This window comes from Muriicola sp., assembly GCF_049669965.1.
Lineage (GTDB): Bacteria > Bacteroidota > Bacteroidia > Flavobacteriales > Flavobacteriaceae > Muriicola.
The window spans coordinates 19,492-36,872 of sequence record NZ_JBATLB010000259.1; the positions used below are offsets into that span (position 1 = coordinate 19,492).

22 protein-coding genes are annotated in these 17,381 nt (G+C 41.1%); 14 read left to right on the forward strand and 8 right to left on the reverse strand.

The window, feature by feature from the left end:
- Position 1 precedes the first annotated feature (1 nt).
- Positions 2-1,330 (reverse strand): M16 family metallopeptidase, encoded by a 1,329-nt coding sequence (locus WBM49_RS12980; protein ID WP_424372475.1) that lies wholly within the window; start codon positions 1,328-1,330, stop codon positions 2-4.
- 182 nt (positions 1,331-1,512) lie between these two features.
- On the opposite strand from WBM49_RS12980, the gene WBM49_RS12985 reads away from it, so the two are divergent.
- From WBM49_RS12985 to rpmA, 3 genes are all read left to right on the forward strand, one after another.
- Entirely contained in the window at positions 1,513-1,962 is a 450-nt protein-coding gene (locus tag WBM49_RS12985) for a DUF4199 domain-containing protein (RefSeq protein ID WP_424372476.1), read from the forward strand.
- Positions 1,963-2,086: 124 nt separating this feature from the next.
- Positions 2,087-2,677 (forward strand): 50S ribosomal protein L21, encoded by a 591-nt coding sequence (rplU, locus tag WBM49_RS12990; RefSeq protein WP_424372477.1) that lies wholly within the window; start codon positions 2,087-2,089, stop codon positions 2,675-2,677.
- 32 nt (positions 2,678-2,709) lie between these two features.
- A complete protein-coding gene (gene rpmA, locus WBM49_RS12995; protein WP_424372478.1) occupies positions 2,710-2,970 on the forward strand; it encodes a 50S ribosomal protein L27 in 261 nt (86 codons plus the stop codon).
- 73 nt (positions 2,971-3,043) lie between these two features.
- Here the strand turns inward: rpmA and ahcY are convergent, their stop codons facing one another.
- Positions 3,044-4,360: an adenosylhomocysteinase gene (ahcY, locus tag WBM49_RS13000; protein WP_424372479.1), complete on the reverse strand. Its 1,317-nt coding sequence runs from the start codon at positions 4,358-4,360 to the stop codon at positions 3,044-3,046.
- A gap of 48 nt (positions 4,361-4,408) precedes the next feature.
- Here ahcY and WBM49_RS13005 point away from each other — a divergent pair, with 48 nt between their 5' ends.
- The 6 genes from WBM49_RS13005 (at position 4,409) to WBM49_RS13030 (ending at position 10,528) form a co-directional block, all read left to right on the forward strand.
- A complete protein-coding gene (locus tag WBM49_RS13005) occupies positions 4,409-5,104 on the forward strand; it encodes a 4'-phosphopantetheinyl transferase family protein (RefSeq protein WP_424372480.1) in 696 nt (231 codons plus the stop codon).
- Between the two features lie 19 nt (positions 5,105-5,123).
- A complete protein-coding gene (locus WBM49_RS13010) occupies positions 5,124-5,384 on the forward strand; it encodes a thiamine-binding protein (RefSeq protein WP_424372481.1) in 261 nt (86 codons plus the stop codon).
- A complete protein-coding gene (gene pnuC / locus WBM49_RS13015; RefSeq protein ID WP_424372482.1) occupies positions 5,368-6,006 on the forward strand; it encodes a nicotinamide riboside transporter PnuC in 639 nt (212 codons plus the stop codon). Before WBM49_RS13010 ends, pnuC begins: the two co-directional genes overlap by 17 nt.
- Positions 5,961-6,527 (forward strand): AAA family ATPase, encoded by a 567-nt coding sequence (locus WBM49_RS13020; protein WP_424372483.1) that lies wholly within the window; start codon positions 5,961-5,963, stop codon positions 6,525-6,527. Before pnuC ends, WBM49_RS13020 begins: the two co-directional genes overlap by 46 nt.
- Entirely contained in the window at positions 6,520-8,058 is a 1,539-nt protein-coding gene (locus tag WBM49_RS13025; RefSeq protein WP_424372484.1) for a DUF4301 family protein, read from the forward strand. Before WBM49_RS13020 ends, WBM49_RS13025 begins: the two co-directional genes overlap by 8 nt.
- 298 nt (positions 8,059-8,356) lie before the next feature.
- Positions 8,357-10,528: a TonB-dependent receptor gene (locus WBM49_RS13030; RefSeq protein WP_424372485.1), complete on the forward strand. Its 2,172-nt coding sequence runs from the start codon at positions 8,357-8,359 to the stop codon at positions 10,526-10,528.
- Between the two features lie 23 nt (positions 10,529-10,551).
- Here WBM49_RS13030 and WBM49_RS13035 read toward each other — a convergent pair whose 3' ends face one another.
- Complete coding sequence (locus tag WBM49_RS13035) at positions 10,552-10,986, reverse strand: hypothetical protein (protein ID WP_424372486.1); 435 nt, start codon at positions 10,984-10,986, stop codon at positions 10,552-10,554.
- Positions 10,987-11,116: 130 nt separating this feature from the next.
- Here WBM49_RS13035 and greA point away from each other — a divergent pair, with 130 nt between their 5' ends.
- Together greA and WBM49_RS13045 are read left to right on the forward strand one after the other, a co-directional pair.
- The gene (gene greA, locus WBM49_RS13040; RefSeq protein ID WP_424372487.1) at positions 11,117-11,593 is read left to right on the forward strand and encodes a transcription elongation factor GreA; all 477 of its coding nucleotides are present in this window, start codon (positions 11,117-11,119) and stop codon (positions 11,591-11,593) included.
- A gap of 67 nt (positions 11,594-11,660) precedes the next feature.
- On the forward strand, positions 11,661-12,050 hold the full coding sequence (locus WBM49_RS13045) for an HIT family protein (protein WP_424372488.1): 390 nt from the start codon (positions 11,661-11,663) through the stop codon (positions 12,048-12,050).
- Here WBM49_RS13045 and WBM49_RS13050 read toward each other — a convergent pair.
- Positions 12,034-12,396, reverse strand: a complete 363-nt coding sequence (locus WBM49_RS13050; protein ID WP_424372489.1) for a hypothetical protein — start codon at positions 12,394-12,396, stop codon at positions 12,034-12,036. The genes WBM49_RS13045 and WBM49_RS13050 overlap by 17 nt on opposite strands.
- Before the next feature lie 2 nt (positions 12,397-12,398).
- Positions 12,399-13,547 carry a sensor histidine kinase gene (locus WBM49_RS13055; protein WP_424372490.1) on the reverse strand — a complete coding sequence of 383 codons (1,149 nt, stop codon included), beginning with the start codon at positions 13,545-13,547 and terminating at the stop codon, positions 12,399-12,401.
- Positions 13,548-13,664: 117 nt separating this feature from the next.
- Between WBM49_RS13055 and WBM49_RS13060 the strand changes: the two genes are divergently transcribed.
- From WBM49_RS13060 to aat, 3 genes are all read left to right on the forward strand, one after another.
- Complete coding sequence (locus tag WBM49_RS13060) at positions 13,665-14,531, forward strand: flavin reductase family protein (protein WP_424372496.1); 867 nt, start codon at positions 13,665-13,667, stop codon at positions 14,529-14,531.
- Positions 14,532-14,533: 2 nt separating this feature from the next.
- Positions 14,534-14,911: a DUF3127 domain-containing protein gene (locus WBM49_RS13065; protein ID WP_424372491.1), complete on the forward strand. Its 378-nt coding sequence runs from the start codon at positions 14,534-14,536 to the stop codon at positions 14,909-14,911.
- A gap of 75 nt (positions 14,912-14,986) precedes the next feature.
- Entirely contained in the window at positions 14,987-15,628 is a 642-nt protein-coding gene (gene aat / locus WBM49_RS13070) for a leucyl/phenylalanyl-tRNA--protein transferase (RefSeq protein WP_424372497.1), read from the forward strand.
- Here the strand turns inward: aat and WBM49_RS13075 are convergent.
- From WBM49_RS13075 to WBM49_RS13085, 3 genes are read right to left on the reverse strand one after another with little or no spacing between them, the layout of a single operon-like run.
- On the reverse strand, positions 15,611-16,300 hold the full coding sequence (locus WBM49_RS13075; RefSeq protein WP_424372492.1) for a DUF2490 domain-containing protein: 690 nt from the start codon (positions 16,298-16,300) through the stop codon (positions 15,611-15,613). The genes aat and WBM49_RS13075 overlap by 18 nt on opposite strands.
- Positions 16,281-16,865, reverse strand: coding sequence for a hypothetical protein (locus WBM49_RS13080; protein WP_424372493.1), 585 nt, complete (start codon positions 16,863-16,865; stop codon positions 16,281-16,283). Before WBM49_RS13080 ends, WBM49_RS13075 begins: the two co-directional genes overlap by 20 nt.
- A complete protein-coding gene (locus WBM49_RS13085; protein ID WP_424372494.1) occupies positions 16,855-17,379 on the reverse strand; it encodes a DNA-3-methyladenine glycosylase I in 525 nt (174 codons plus the stop codon). The genes WBM49_RS13080 and WBM49_RS13085 overlap by 11 nt, the downstream gene beginning before the upstream one ends.
- Positions 17,380-17,381: the final 2 nt, after the last annotated feature.

Sequence of the window (17,381 nt, forward strand, 5' to 3'; positions counted from 1 at the left end):
CTTAGTTGTCTGTTTTGTCCTTAGGTAAATAATCGATTACTACACGCTGATTTGGTTTCAGATATTTAGCGGCTACATCCCGAATTTCTTCTCTGGTAATAGAGCGGAAAATGTCAATTTCCTTATTGATCAGATCGGTATCTCCATACAACATGTAGGAAGTGGCCAGTGTTCCGGCAATACCCTGAATACTCGAATTGGAGTTCACATAGCGATTTTCAAATTTATTCTGCAATTTCTGATAGTCGTTTTCTGAGATTAGATCGGTCCTTACTTTCGCTACTTCCGTTTCCATTTCTGTGGCTAGAACGTCTAGAGTGGTTTCTCCTACAGGCAATGCAAAAACCAGATACATACCATAGTCTTCCTGTCCTATATTAAAAGCACCAACTTGTAAAGCCTGTTTTTGGTCGTCTACCATCTTTTTGTAGAGCTTGGAGCTTTTACCGTCACTAAGATAGGTAGAGATCATATCCAGAACATAGGCATCTCGTTCAGCAAAACCGGGCGTGCGATAGGCAACCATTACAGCCGGGATCTGTATGTTAGGATCGTAAGCAGTGGCATTGATCTCTTCAGTGATAGGTGTTTCCTGAGGATAGCTACGTGTAATATCTGCTCCTCTTGGGATAGTGCCAAAATAATCACTGATCATTTTTTTGGTGGCAGGCACATCTATATCTCCCGCTACTACTAGCACGGCATTATTAGGAACATAATATTTCTTATTGTACGCTATAACGTCCTCTAGGGTGGCCGCGTCCAGATCTTCCATATAGCCAATATTGGGATCCTTATAAGGGTGCACCTTAAAAAGGTTTTCACCTAATACAGGCAATAATTGACCATAGGGAGAATTGTCATATCGCAATCTTTTCTCTTCCTTCACAACTTCCTGCTGAGTATCTATCCCATCCTGGTTAATGATTGGATGTAACATCCGCTCAGATTCTAACCATAATCCTAGTTCCAGATTATTGGAAGGAAAAACCTCGTAGTAATAGGTTCTGTCCTGTGACGTATTGGCGTTATTCTGACCTCCGTTAGATGAAACTATCTCAAACCATTTTCCTTTTTCTATATTTTTGGTCCCTTCAAACAAAAGGTGTTCAAAGAGGTGGGCAAAACCGGTACGCCCTTCTGTTCTGTCTTTTCCACCTACGTGATACATAACTGAAGTGGTCACCACAGGGGCGGTATTGTCCTGATGAAGGATAACATGCAGCCCATTGTCCAGGTCGTATTCCTCGTAAACAACCTCTTGGGCACTGGCCGTCAAGGTCATAAAGAGAAAGGCAAAGGCAAGGCCGGTAAATTTTCTTTTTCTCATGTGTTTTTTTTTGAATTATTAATATGAAGTATGTATTGAAAATTGGTACATTGTAGTTCCTAAATGAGAACTTACAATTTTCCCACGTAAATATAAAGATTCCTATAGCTTTAACAAGAATTAACAGCAATATTAACTATTATTTCATAATTTGACATCTTTACATTAACCGTAACATATATATGAACAAAGTAGCCTTACCAATTCGTTTTGGCATTGCCGCAAGCGGCAGTCTCATTGCTTATTTTTTGATCCTTTCCCTGGTAGATCTTCATACCAATGTTTTTTACAGTTTGTTCAATGGAGTGATCACAGGCTTTGCGATCTATGAGGCCATTAAATATTTTAAAATACAGGAAAAGGAAAAATTCTCGTATGGTACGGGCTTTAAAGCCGGATTAGTTACCGGTTTTATGGCAACCCTTGTTTTTACCATTTTCTTTGCCATCTACTCTACGGAGATAGATCCTGAGTTTTTAGAGCATTTGTCCTCTCAGTGGTTTAGTAGTTTTGAAAGTTTTGAGGCGATCGTATTCTTCACTGTGGCCATTATGGGCTTTGCTACCACCATTGTACTAACACTCAGTTTTATGCAATTATTTAAGTCTACAAAAAATACCGCTTCCCGATAAGGGATTTTGTTTTTAAATCGCTTGCCAATTCCCAATTTAGCAGTATATTTGCACCCTCCTAAAAGGTCCATGGCTCTCAATTGAAGCCAAAGAGCCGGGAGGTTTAATAAATAATAGAAACGCTATGTATGCAATTGTAGAAATAGCAGGGCAGCAATTTAAGGTTGCGAAAGACCAGAAAGTGTACGTTCACCGTTTAAAGGAAGAAGAAGGAAAGAAAGTTTCTTTTCACAATGTACTTCTTTTGGAAGATGGTAAGGACATCACCATTGGCGCCCCGGCTATAGACGGCGCTGCCGTAGAGGCAAAGATCGTTAAGCACCTGAAAGGTGACAAAGTGATCGTCTTTAAAAAGAAAAGACGTAAAGGGTACCAAAAGAAAAATGGTCACCGCCAGTATCTAACAGAGATCCATATAGAAGGGATCATAGCCAAAGGAGCTAAAAAAGAAGCCCCTAAAAAGGAGGTCGCAAAGGCCGCTCCTAAAAAAGAGGCTGCTGTAAAAGAGGTTGCAAAGGCGGCTCCTATAAAAGAAACTACTAAAGCTAAAGCAGCGGCCCCTAAGAAGCCAGCTGCAAAGAAGGCTGCCCCTCAAAAAACGGTAGATCTAAGTAAGAATACCGTAGCTGAGCTAAAAGAAATGGCAAAGGCAAAAGGTATTGAAGGTATTTCTTCTATGAAGAAAGCTGAGTTAATTGCAGCATTAAGTAAATAAGAATAGAGCATTGCTCACAAAAATTTAGAATTATGGCACATAAAAAAGGTGTAGGTAGTTCCAAGAACGGTAGAGAGTCAGAATCGAAACGATTAGGCGTTAAAATCTTTGGTGGCCAGGCCGCCGCTGCCGGGAATATCATAGTAAGACAAAGAGGCACCAAACACAACCCTGGTGAGAATGTGTATGCCGGGAAGGACCATACCTTACATGCAAGAGTAGATGGTCTTGTTAAGTTTCAGAAAAAAGCGGGAGGAAAATCCTTTGTTTCAATAGAACCTTTTGAGGCATAAGAACAACTGCTTCAACACAAATAAAAAAAGCTCTTGAGAAATCAAGAGCTTTTTTTATATCAAATATATCAGATTAGTATCTGTAATAATCTGGCTTAAAAGGTCCTTTTTTAGGTACTCCGATGTAAGCTGCCTGCTCTTCTTCCAATTCAGTAAGCTCGGCACCTAAGCGTGATAAATGCAATTGTGCAACTTTTTCATCCAGGTGTTTTGGCAACATATATACATCGTTCTCGTAGTTCTCACTGTGTTTCCAAAGCTCAATTTGTGCAAGGGTCTGGTTGGTGAATGAGTTACTCATCACAAAACTCGGATGCCCTGTTGCACAGCCAAGATTTACGAGTCGGCCCTCAGCTAAAACAACTATATCCTTTCCGTCTACTGTATATTTATCTACCTGTGGTTTGATCTCATCTTTTGTATTTCCATAAGCGCTGTTTAACCATGCCATGTCTATCTCATTATCAAAATGACCAATATTGCAAACAATGACCTTATCGCGCATGGCACGGAAGTGCTTCTCCCTGATAATATCTTTATTGCCCGTAGCGGTAATCACTATATCTGCATTGGCAACAACTGTCTCGAGTTTTTTAACTTCAAACCCGTCCATGCAGGCTTGTAAGGCACAAATAGGATCTATTTCCGTAACTGTTACGATAGCACCAGCTCCTCTGAAGGAGGCAGCCGTTCCTTTACCAACATCGCCATAACCTGCAACAACAACGCGTTTCCCCGCCAACATGGTATCGGTAGCTCTTCTTATAGCATCTACAGCACTTTCTTTGCAGCCGTACTTATTGTCAAATTTAGATTTGGTAACCGAGTCGTTTACATTGATGGCCGGCATAAGTAGGGTGCCGTTTTTTACACGTTCGTATAATCTGTGGACACCTGTGGTTGTTTCCTCAGAAAGGCCTTTGATTCCTGCCGCTAGTTCCGGATATTGATCCAGGACCATATTGGTAAGATCCCCTCCGTCATCCAGGATCATATTTAGGGGTGCGCGGTCTTCGCCAAAAAATAAGGTTTGTTCAATACACCAGTCGAATTCTTTCTCATTCATTCCTTTCCAGGCATAAACAGGCACTCCTGCGGCGGCGATCGCAGCGGCCGCATGGTCTTGGGTGGAAAATATATTACAAGAGCTCCAGGTTACCTCAGCACCCAGGGCTATCAAGGTCTCTATCAGAACAGCAGTCTGGATGGTCATATGAAGACATCCCGCAATGCGTGCTCCTTTGAGGGGTTGTTCTTTCTTGTACTCTTCTCGTAAAGACATCAGTCCCGGCATCTCAGCCTCTGCCAGTTCAATTTCTTTTCTTCCCCAGGCAGCGAGCGACAAGTCTTTCACTTTAAACGGTACATACGGCATGGTTTTAGTGCTCATCTCTTTTTTTATTTTTACTTTCGTTAGCGTGCGGAAAACCGCTTTTTTTTGAAACCCAAAGATAGTGATAAATTAAAAATTCCCATGCCTCTTTACAAAACTATCACAGTAAGTGCCACTACCAGGGTTTATATATGGCAGATCACCGAAAGCGAAGCAGAGCTGGCATCAGGAATCTTCCTAACACCTCCTTGTCAGTCACGATTAGAAGGAATGAAATCTGAATTACACAGACGGGGATTTCTAAGCATCAGACATTTATTGGCCCTTGAAGGGTATCAGGATAACGATTTGTTTTATGATACGCTTGGAAAGCCACATCTCAGTGATGGGACCTTTATCTCCATCACACATTCTTATACTTTCTCGGGGATCATTGTAAGTTCTGAGCGGGCTGTTGGAATCGATATCGAAAAGCAACGTGAAAAGATCTTAAAAATAGCGTATAAATTTACGCCCATAGAGGAATATGGGTCTTTTTCGGATCCCATAAATCTGATGAGAAAACTAACTGTAGTTTGGGGTGCCAAGGAATCACTTTACAAGATCAATTCTACATTGGGCCTGAGCTTTCTTCAAAATATTTACATTGAGAATTTTACAATGGATAAAGGGGAAACCACGGGCGTTATAACCCTCGATGGGATTGTTTCGTCATTTAAGATCCATTTTTTAGAGCTCGAAGGGTTTACTTGTGCCTATGCTTTGCAAACAGATGTCCAAAATAATTCAGAAACTCAGTAATTCATTTCAACTAAAACCTATGAATATTTCCGTAGAACTAACCCTATCTCCCTTACAAGATAATTTTGAGACCCCTATCATAGATTTTATTAAAGCTTTGCGGGCATCTGGTCTCCGGGTCATGGAGAATCCTTTAAGCACTCAGGTTTATGGACCGTTCGATGTGGTAATGGATCTTGTTCAAACCGAATTGAAAGAAGTATTTGAAGCCGTGGATCAGGGATTGCTCTTTATGAAAATAGTCAAATCTGACAGAAGCCAGTATGAACCCCATTTTTGATTTTTTCCTGGAAACTTATAAGAGTAGGCAGGTCTATCTTATCGGGTTAGAGGCTGTCGCATTTTTTTTCGGCATTGCCAGCGTAGTCTATGCCAAAAGAGAAAATATTCTGGTTTATCCAACTGGTCTGGTGGCTACTGTGATCACCGTATATCTTTTTTATATAGATGCCTTATTTGGGGATATGATGATGAATTTTTATTACTCCATCATGAGTATCTATGGATGGTGGAACTGGGCCAGGGTAAGGCAGAATAAAAAAGTGGTACAAATCTCAAGGACAAATTTGCGGGAAAAGCAAGTGGGATTTGCCCTTTTCCTGTTAACTATGATGGTCACTTACGGAGTGTACAGAATTTATGGTACCATATTGAACTTTACCAATTATATCGATATTCTGACCTCCGGAATATTTTTTACTGCCATGTGGTATATGGCCAATAAGAAGTTAGAGAATTGGACACTTTGGATACTGGCAGACCTTATAACTGTGCCCTTATATGCCTACCGAGGATGGGGGATGCTTTCCCTGCAATATCTTATCTTTACCGTTTTGGCAATACAAGGCTACTTTGCATGGAAGAAAGATTTAGACAACACCCTTCAAAGATCATCAAGGTAGTTCTGTACGGTCCCGAATCTACGGGAAAAACAACCCTTTCTAAACAACTGGCAGCTCATTATAAGACCCTCTGGGTTCCGGAATACGCCAGGGAATATTTACAACAGAAATGGGACAAAGAGCAGAAAACTTGTGAACCTCATGATCTCTTGCCTATCGCAGAAGGACAAATAAATATGGAGAATGAATATACTGCCAAAGTAGATTCTCTTCTAATCTGTGATACGGATCTTTTAGAAACCAAAGTGTATTCTGAGGCCTATTACCTGGGGTATTCAGATCCGATATTGGAGAAATACGCTTTGCAGAATACCTATGACCTATATCTTCTGACCTATATAGACACACCGTGGGTTAAAGACGACCTAAGGGATAAACCAGACGAACGAGAAAATATGTTCTTATATTTTAAGAACACCCTCGAAAAGTACCAACGAAATTTTATTACCTTAAAAGGCGATAAAAAAACCCGGATTGAAAGGGCCATCCACGAGATCGATAAATTATTGAATCATGATTGAGTTTTCTGAAAAAGATGTGGCGCAACTAGCTGAAAAAGGGATCTCACGAAAGAAAGTGGAAGACCAAATCCGGACCTTTATGGAAGGTATTCCATTTGTTCAGCTCAATGCTCCCGCATTAATCAATAATGGGATTTTACGGATATCTGCAAAACAGGAAAAAGTGTTTGTAGAACGCTATGAAGATTCTATCAAAGAACAAACACTTCTAAAATTTGTTCCTGCCTCCGGGGCAGCTTCCCGGATGTTTAAATCACTATTTGCATTTCTGGATACCTATGATCCAGCGCAACAAACAATAGAGGAATATGCAGCTCACAAAAAGAATAGTGAAATAATACACTTTTTTAAGAATATAAAAAGCTTCCCTTTCTATTCCATGGTATTGAAGCGAATTCAGCAAAAAGACCTTTCTCAAGACTCACATAAACTCCTTTTTGTGAAGGAATTATTAAGTGAACAAGGGCTACATTATGGATTCTACCCTAAAGGATTGTTACCATTCCATAAGTATAAGGATCATTTAGCAACCCCCTTTGAAGAGCACTTATTAGAAGGGGCTCAATATGCGAGCTCAAAGGGGAGATCTAATCTTCATTTTACTATTTCTGAACAACATCAGGAACTTTTCAATAAAGAATGGAGCAGGATTGGTGCAGATATGGCAAAGTCTACCGACACTTCTTTTAAGGTTAGTTATTCTTATCAAAAATCGTCTACAGATACCATTGCCGTAACCTTAGAGAATGAGCCCTTTAGAAATGCCGATGGCAGTTTGTTTTTCAGACCGGGGGGTCATGGAGCACTTATTGAAAATCTGGATGAACAAGATGCAGATATTATCTTTATAAAGAACATAGACAATGTGGTAACCCGAGACAAAAGCCAGGATAACGCCCGGTCTAAAATGGTCCTTGCAGGAGTACTCCTGCAGGTGCAGGAAAAAGTGTTCGAATATGCGAGAATTTTAGATGACCACTCCTTTAATGGAGAGCATTTGGAAATGATCAAAGCTTTTTTGGAACAAGATCTCAATGTTCGTTTTTCTGATCGCTATTCAGGGTTTACCCTGGGGCAACAAATAGAAATATTAAAAGATAAACTCCAACGTCCACTTCGGGTTTGCGGGATGGTGAAAAATGAGGGGGAGCCTGGTGGCGGACCTTTTTGGGTCAAAGACAGAAATGGGAATATAAGTTTACAGATTGTAGAATCTGCGCAGGTAGATCTCAAGAATGAACACCAGAAGAAATTATTTAGGGAAGCTACCCATTTCAACCCAGTAGACCTGGTCTGTGGGGTGAGAGACTACAAGGGGGAGAAATACGACTTAATGAAGTATGTAGACGAAAAACAAGGGTTTATTACCCGTAAAACCAAAGAAGGAAAAGATTTGAAAGCACTAGAACTTCCTGGCCTTTGGAATGGCGCCATGGCTTTCTGGAATACAATTTTTGTCGAAGTTCCTTCAGCTACTTTTACCCCAGTCAAGACGGTGAACTATCTGCTAAATACTGCACATCAGGTCTAAACAAGCTCAGGGCACAAGCTGTTTTATTTTTTTAAGAGATATTTAGTTTCTAGTACCTATCTTTGTGCTATCTCAAAGGGGTGCCTTTTTGGTATTTGATCCAACATCAGATTCCATATAGGCTGAGAGTACACCCAATGAACCTGGGCGGGTAATGCCGCCAAGGGACTTGTATTTCTCTGAAAACAGGAAAGTACAATTTTGAGAAAGATTCAAACCCAGTTCGTTTCTTTCCATATGGGTTACCATTTCTATAAAAACCGGAATAATCATCCCTTTTATTCACAACGCATAAAGAATGAAAAGAGGATTGCTATTCCTGTTATTATCAGCTGTTACCCTTGTAATACATAGTCAGGAACAGACTAAAGACTCTGTTCAGGGCAAGGAGATCATTTTAGACGAGGTCCTGGTTTCATCAATAAGGGTCACCAAAGAATCCCCGGTCACATTCTCGAATCTTACCAAAAAGGAGCTGAGTTCACGAAACCTGGGACAAGACATCCCCATTCTTCTGAATTTTCTTCCCTCTGTGGTCACTACTTCTGATGCAGGAGCGGGGGTAGGATATACCGGGATACGAGTAAGGGGAAGCGATGCCACCAGAGTGAATGTTACCATCAATGGAATCCCCTACAACGATTCCGAATCGCATGGTACTTTTTGGGTAAACCTCCCAGATTTTGCATCCTCTACAGAAGATCTTCAATTACAAAGAGGAGTGGGGACCTCAACCAATGGAGCAGGTGCATTTGGTGCCAGTCTGAATTTATTGACAGATGCCGTGGCCCAGGAGGCCTATGCCGAACTGGCTACCTCTTACGGAAGTTTTAACACCATGCGGAACAATGTAAAGTTCTCTACCGGACTCTTACAAGACGCTATTGAAGTTTCCGGGAGACTCTCCAGGATAATTTCTGACGGTTATATAGACAGGGCTTCGGCCGCGCTCGACTCCTATTTCCTGCAGGCAGCGTTCAGAGGTGAAAATACCCTGATCAAGGCACTGCTTTTTGGAGGTCACGAAATTACCTATCAGGCTTATTTTGGGATCGATGCAGCTACCCTGGCTACCAACAGGAGGTTCAACCCCGCTGGTTTGTACACTGATGAGAATGGGGAGATAAAATTTTACGAGAACGAAGTTGATAATTACAAGCAAGACCATGCTCAACTTCATTGGAACCAGCGATTGGGAAATGGCTGGAATTCTAATCTCGCCCTTCACTACACCAGGGGCAGAGGCTATTTTGAACAATACAGGGAAGACGATGATTTTGCCACCTACGGCTTTGAAGCTGTAACCCTTAATGGGGAGGAGGTCACCTCTACAGATCTGGTGCGCAGGAGATGGCTCGATAATGATTTTTATGGAACCGTATTTTCGTTGGACCGATCCTTTGACCGGGCAAAATTAATAGTAGGTGGCGGATATAACCTGTATGAAGGAGATCACTTTGGGGAGGTGATCTGGGCCCGTGTGGCGCCGGGAGCAGACCTTAGGGACCGTTATTACGACGATACTTCCAAAAAGACAGATTTTAACATCTTTACAAAACTTAACTATAAATGGAATGAACGATGGAGTCTCTATGGAGATTTGCAGTATAGATCGGTAAACTACAAAGCCAATGGAAATGAAACTGGCCTGGTAGATGACAGCTTTAACTTTTTTAACCCCAAAGCCGGACTGGTATACGATCTGAACAGCAACCATAACTTTTACTTTTCCTGGGCCGTTGGGAATCGCGAACCAAATCGGAACGACTATGAAAATGGCAATCCAAAACCAGAAAGGCTTAATGACCTGGAGTTGGGATGGCGCTATATAACTCCGGATGTACAGATCAATACCAACCTATTCTATATGCAGTACAAGGATCAGTTGGTTTTAACCGGTGAACTGAATGATGTGGGAGCTCCTTTGCGGGCTAATGTGGGGGATAGTTATCGATTGGGACTGGAGATCGATGCGGCTATTAAATGGGGAAATTCCATTATTTGGCAACCAAATGTGGCGCTGAGCACCAATAGGAATATTGATTTTGTTTTTCAACGAGATGGGATCCTGCAAAATTTGGGGAATACGAACATCGCTTATTCCCCAGGGGTAATCATAGGGAACAGGATCGCCTACGAGCCTAATGATACCTTTCAGATCTCCTTGCTAACCAAGTATGTAGGAGAACAATACCTGGCCAATATAGACGCTCCATCTTCGGTCTTAGAGGCGTATTCCCAGACCGATCTGAATATCTCCTATACCCTTCTGCCCAAGAGTGTGGTGAAAAGTATCGTGATATCGGGGCTTGTGAATAATATATTTGATGCCAAATATGTTTCCAATGGTTATTTTTTCACTTTTGATGATGATTTTACTAATCCGGGAACCATTACAACCATAGAAGGAGCCGGGTATTATCCACAGGCGGGCATCAACTTTCTTTTGGGGATTAAGCTGCAATTGTAGATATGGGACCTAGCCTTGTAGGTTCAATTACTAAGCACCACCACGTTCCCGCTCTGGGTTGCCCGGTATTCCAGCATATTGAAATAACGTTCCCCGTCATTTGGGGGAGAGAATAGCTGTCCGGTAAACAAGCTGTATTCATAGCCTTCACACTCACACACTGCTGTTTGCCCATTTAGATCGGTTGTGGAACAAGCATTAGGGGAATGATTAGGACAACTGGCCTCAAAAACGCGGTAGGCAAACCCTGTGTTCATGACATAAACCCCACGGATCCCTACACCTTGCGCACCTATGTAAACAGCATTGCCAGGATTCGTAAGTGGGCTGTACAATGGTAAGTTGAGGTTAACTTCAAAACGAAAACCAATTTCCTGCAGATATGGATTGCGCTGACCCTGGTCATTGCTGCAAGCTGATAATAGTAAGAATATAGGTAGAAGAAGGGAATATCTCATATGGGTTTTATGCATTTGATAACACCGTAAAATTGATCAAAAATTCTGTATATTTGTGTTAAATCCTCTCTAAAACATGCGAAACGCATGGAAGCTGTAGGGGATTTTCTATTTATTAAATGAGGACGTTATGAGCAATGTGTCATATTACACCGCAGAAGGATTAAAAAAATTAAAAGAAGAATTAAATCATTTAAGGGATATAGAACGTCCTTTAGCCTCTCAGGCTATTGCCGATGCAAGAGATAAAGGAGACCTATCGGAAAATGCCGAATACGATGCTGCAAAAGAGGCCCAGGGACACCTGGAACTAAAGATTGCTAAATTGGAAGAAACGCTGGCCAATGCAAGGCTTATTGACGAATCACAACTGGATACCTCCAAGGTATTGGTACTTTCTACCGTAAAACTCAAGAACAAGCAGAACGGAATGGAGATGAAGTATACCCTGGTTGCAGAAAGTGAGGCAGATCTTAAAACAGGAAAGATTTCGGTTACTTCCCCTATTGGGAAGGGACTTTTAGGAAAGAAAGTAGGAGATACCGCAGAAATCACCGTTCCCAACGGTACCCTGAAATTTGAGATTTTAGAAATTACACGAAATTAAACTCAGATATTCTTTATATTTAATCCTATCCTAGTGATAGGATTTTTTATTTTAACACCATAGACCCATGCCCAGTATTTTTACCAAGATCGTCAATGGGGAGATTCCCTGTTACAAGATCGCTGAAGAGGAAGATTATTTTGCGTTTCTCGATATTAATCCCAATGCCAAAGGACACACCTTATGTGTTCCCAAAAAGGAAGTAAATAAGATCATGGACCTGGATGAAGAGACCTATATGGGTCTTATGCGTTTTTCCAGGAAAGTTGGCAGGGCCCTGGAGGCAGCAATACCTTGTAAACGGGTGGGCATAACGGTTATTGGTTTGGAAGTTCCTCATGTGCATGTGCACCTTATTCCGCTACAAAGTATGGCGAATGCTACTTTTCAACATAAGGAATCCTTTACCGAATCTGAGTTTAAAGAAATAGCGGCAAATATCAGAGCCAGGCTGTAAGATACCCCGCGTAATAAAGATAGGACAGGAACCCTATTAAGACAATCAGAAAACCAATAAGTCCGTAGGTTAATTTGGTTAAGCGCAGTGAATTTGGTTCGGGAGTGGTCATTTTCTGAAAATATTCGAAACTTCGTTCAATATCCTCTGTCCATTTTACAGGATAGATCAATGATCCGCATTTAGCACAACGGATCTCCTGACTCACTTGTTTGGTGGTTTTGTTGTAAAACCTGCTGATGAGGTGTTTCTGATAAAAGGTAAGCTTAAGTTCCTGATTGAAACATTCAGGACAGTTATTTGTAAGAATCGCTTCTTTAATGACTATTTGTTGTTCCCTTGCCATATTTATGAGGGTATAAGTAATGAAATTTGCATTATAGTGCCTTCTTTGCTAGAATTCAGGACTTTAATTTTTCCCTGATGGTATTCTTCAACAATGCGTTTTACCAGGGATAATCCCAATCCCCATCCTCTTTTTTTGGAAGTTACTCCAGGTTCAAAAATGGTATTGAAACTACTTTTGGGAATCCCTTGTCCGGTATCTGAAACAAGGATGTTTATGTATTTGCCATCGGGAATTATCTCAATAGAAATTGAGCCTTTTCCTTTCATTGCATCGATGCCATTTTTAACCAGGTTTTCTATGGTCCAGTTATACAAGGCACTGTTGAGCATAATTGGCAGTTCGTCTATGTAGGTATTAAAAGAATAATGTATTAGTCGGGAACTGCGCAGTTGCAGATAATCAAACGCCCTCCTTGTTTCTGCTACAATGTCTTTGAGTTCTAATTTGGGAAGAGATCCTATATTCGAGAATCGTTCTGTGATGGTCTGTAATCTGTCTATATCCTTTTCTATTTCGGTTGTAATGGCACTATTGATTTCCTCATTTTTTAAAAGCTCGTTCCAGCCAAGTAAGGAAGTTAAGGGTGTGCTGATCTGATGGGCAGTTTCTTTGGCCATTCCGGCCCACAGTTTATTCTGCTCGGATGCTTTGTTTGTCTTAAAGAAAAAGAAAATGACCGTTCCGAATAATAGTATGATCAATAAGAGTGCAATGGGATAATATTTAAGTTTATTGAGCACTTCAGAATTTCCATAGTACAAGGTGGCTAGAGATTCTCCCTCATAGTCAATGGAGATAGGGGTATTCTCTCTCCTGAATATTAATATTTTTTCTTGAATTTGAAGTGAATCTGTCCCCAGATCATCGGACATATTATTGGTCTTTACAGAGCCATCCTTATTAACCAGGATCATTGGTGTAGAGGTGTTGTTCTGAAAGATCTTAACGTGAAGATTGCCCAGGTCTCGGTCTTCGGATGATTGAAGTAATTCCGATTGCGCAGTGGCCCAGATCTCCATTTTATAGCGTTCCTCCTCCTTAAATTTCTTAAAGAAACTGTTGGTGTTCCAGAGAATGAGACTTACGATAACAAAAGATGCTATCAGCAAGAAGATATTGGAGATTTTGTTTTTGGGATTAAAGTTCATCCTATGGAAAACGTGGTTTTAAAGATAACTTAAAATGAGTTCATTTGTTGCATTTGAAGCTATGGTCTGTATAATAAATTGGATACAATTTATGTACCTTTGTCATCTATGTCAAATATGATTTCCATCCATCCTGAAGAACTCACTACCTCCAAATTACACGGATATCTATTGGGAGCCGTTGGGCCACGCCCCATAGCTTTTGCGAGTACCATAGACGGTAAAGGAAGGCCTAATTTATCCCCATTTAGCTTTTTTAACGTCTTTAGTGCAAATCCTCCTATTTTGATATTTTCACCTGCCAGAAGGGTACGTGATAATACGACTAAGCATACGCTCGAAAATGTGTTGGCGGTTGCAGAAGTAGTGATCAATGTGGTTAATTATGACATGGTGCAACAAATGTCTCTTGCCAGCACAGAGTATGGTGAAGGTGAGAACGAGTTTGTTAAATCCGGACTTACCATGGTAGCCTCTGATATAGTGCGCCCATTTAGGGTGGGGGAATCCCCTGTTCAATTTGAGTGTAAGGTAACCAAGGTAGAACCTCTTGGAAAAGAAGGTGGGGCCGGGAATCTAATATTTTCCGAAGTGGTAAAGATCCATCTAAATAAAAGTATACTCGATTCAGAGGGCGGGATAGATCAGTCAAAAATAGATCAGGTGGCCCGTATGGGAGGCAATTGGTACAGCAGGGCCAGGGATGGTATGTTTGAGGTGCCTAAACCGTTGAGCACAAAGGGTATTGGGGTAGATAGTCTTCCGGAATCAATCATAACAAGCTCCGTACTTTCGGGAAATGATCTTGGAATGTTAGGGAATGTGGAGGCATTGCCTACAAAAGAGGAGGCTCTATCCTTTATAGACTTGCATCCGGAAATTAAAAACTTGGGAACATTACAAGAACTGCATACAAAAGCAAAGGAATTTTTAATGAATAATGAGGTGTCTTCTGCCTGGAAGGTGCTTATGATAAAACAATAAATATGGAAATACAGGGAAAAGTTAAGATGATCGATGAAACCAAGACCTATGGATCTAATGGCTTTAGAAAGCGTGAATTGGTGGTGACCACCGAAGAACAGTATCCACAGCATATTATGATAGAATTTGTGCAGGATAAAACGGATCTTTTAGATGCTTACAAAGAAGGAGACACCGTAAAGGTAAGTATCAATCTGCGTGGTAGGGAATGGGTAAATCCGCAAGGGGAAACCAAATACTTTAATTCCATTCAGGGTTGGCGAATTGAAAAACAAGATACAGCTGCAGCAGGGCAAGACATGCCTCCGGTTCCACCAATGGATGCCTTTGAGCCGGCCAATGAGTTGAATGAGGAAGATCATGACGATCTTCCATTTTAGTAGCTTACGAGCTGAATAGATCGTTTCTCCCATAGGGGAGTTAAAATTATTTCAGTGAAAAATAAGAACAGGCCCATAACGTTTTTAGATAACCAACTGCTTTTTCCAGCGGTTGAAATGGCTAATCCTGAAGGCCTTCTGGCTGTTGGGGGAGATCTTTCGCCAGATCGGCTTCTATTGGCATACCAAAGTGGAATTTTTCCCTGGTTCAATGAGGATTCCCTGATCTTATGGTGGAGTCCGGACCCCCGGATGGTATTATTCCCGGAAAAAATCAGGATCACTAAGAGTATGCGAAATACTTTAAACAAAGGAAATTTTACAGTTACAAAAGACAGGGCATTCAAAGAAGTGATTCAGGAATGTGCCGGGGCCTACAGACCAGGTCAAAAAGGTACCTGGATCACAGAGAAGATGATGGAGGCCTATTGCAGGTTGCATCATAAGGGTGTTGCTCATTCTTATGAAGTATGGGAAAACAACCACCTGGTTGGTGGATTGTATGGAATAGACCTGGGGCATGTGTTTTGTGGGGAAAGTATGTTCAGTACAACAAGAGATGCCTCTAAATTTGCCCTCATCCAGCTTGCAAAGGAATTGGAGAAAAGAAACAATGCAGTGATCGATTGCCAGTTGCATACAGCTCATTTGCAAAGCCTGGGAGCCGAACTGATCTCAAGGGAGGAGTATCTCAGGATCTTACAAAGAGAAAATTAAGGTAGATGTAAGAAATAACACAGGTTGGGTTAGTCTTGTGTAATTTTCCCATCTGTGCTCTAACCCGGTCTGTAATTGAAGTTGCTCTGTTAACAGCCACCCTATGGTTGCGCTAATGCGCTGGTCTAATTGGGGGCTTATTCCTCTGGCCACACTCAATAAGGCTTCAGTATTCAGGATAAGATAGGCCTCTTTAAGATCTACTTTTTCACCTGCCAAAGGTACGTCCAGGGCAAACCGGTATCTGAATCTATGGGTAGTACTCGTGGGCACTATTCGTTGTTCCATACGTATTCTATGTCCATATCTTACTTTATAAGGACTTGTGGTGAGATTGAATTGCTGGGTAAATCGGATCTCGTTATCCATGGAAGCGTCGAATGATTCACGAAACCTGTAAAGGAGTCCGGCGGCAAAGCTTGTACCAACACCAGTTTTAAAGGTGGAGAAATGAGAAAGATCCAAGTGCCTCCCTTCAAATTGTAGGTTTTCATTCTGAAAGATAAAATTTCGGCTGCTGAGCGAAAAATTATGATAGTAGTAAGGTGCAACCTTGTAATTCATTGAGAATTGGGGTTGTAAATACACAATGTAGTCTTCCTGTGCCCTTGCGGTGCTGTACCAAAGTATTACCGTTGCTAAGAACAGGCCTTTAATAAAGGATGTGATCATAGTTGGCCGGTAATGATTCGCGTTTTGACAAAAAATTCCCTTCGGCATTGAAGAGATACTCAAATTCTCTCCGTCCTGAGACTGCTTTACAAGATATTATAAGCTCATAGTTTATATATGGGAGGAGTAAGTTTTGAAATGCCTCTTTCAGCAAACCCCTTAGTTGTTCCCCCTTTCTAAGTGGGTATTGCTGTTGAATTTTACGGATTTTAAAATTCGAGTAGGTTTGCTTTAAATGCTCTGTGATGGCTTCTAATACATCAATGGGGATATCCGATTCCTGTATCAGGATCTCAATGTCTTGCAGTTCGCCTTCTGTATTGAATTCAATGCTGTAGAATAGTCTGTCCTTTTTAAATTTAGCTTCAAAACTTATCGTAGTACTGTCTATTTCTTTGTAAAAACGAAGTCTTTTTACCCCCTGTATCTCATCCTTGATCAGCGTTAAGGCCTTCTGGGGAAAATCTGCTTGTTTGATTCTGAATTCTCTTTCATACTTTGCCTGGGCCCGTCCCGGGAAGCACCAAAGTAAGCTTAAAATCATTAAAAAAAGACTATACTTCATGGTAGCGGAAACATGTTATTTCGTGGTCATTTATCATTCCTGTTGCCTGCATATGAGCATAGACAACAGTACTGCCAACAAATTTAAAACCTCTGGACTTTAGATCCTTGCTGAGCCGATCTGATATTTCGGTGGTTGCAGGCATGTCCTTATAATTGCTAAAGGAATTCTTTATGGGTTTATGATCTACAAAATCCCAAATATAGTTGCTAAAGTTTTCAAATTGGGATTGTACTTCCATAAATGCCTGTGCGTTACTGATTGTTGCTTTGATCTTTAGTTTATTTCGGATAATGCCTGCATCCTGAAGGAGGCTATCAATTTTTTGCTGTTTGTACCCCGCTATCTTTTTATAGTCGAAATTATCAAAAGCTTTTCTGAAATTATCCCGTTTATTCAGGATAGTGATCCAACTAAGTCCGGCCTGGAAGGTTTCCAGGATCAGAAATTCAAAGAGGGTGGCGTCGTCCTTTACAGGTACACCCCATTCGTGATCGTGATATGATTTATACAAAT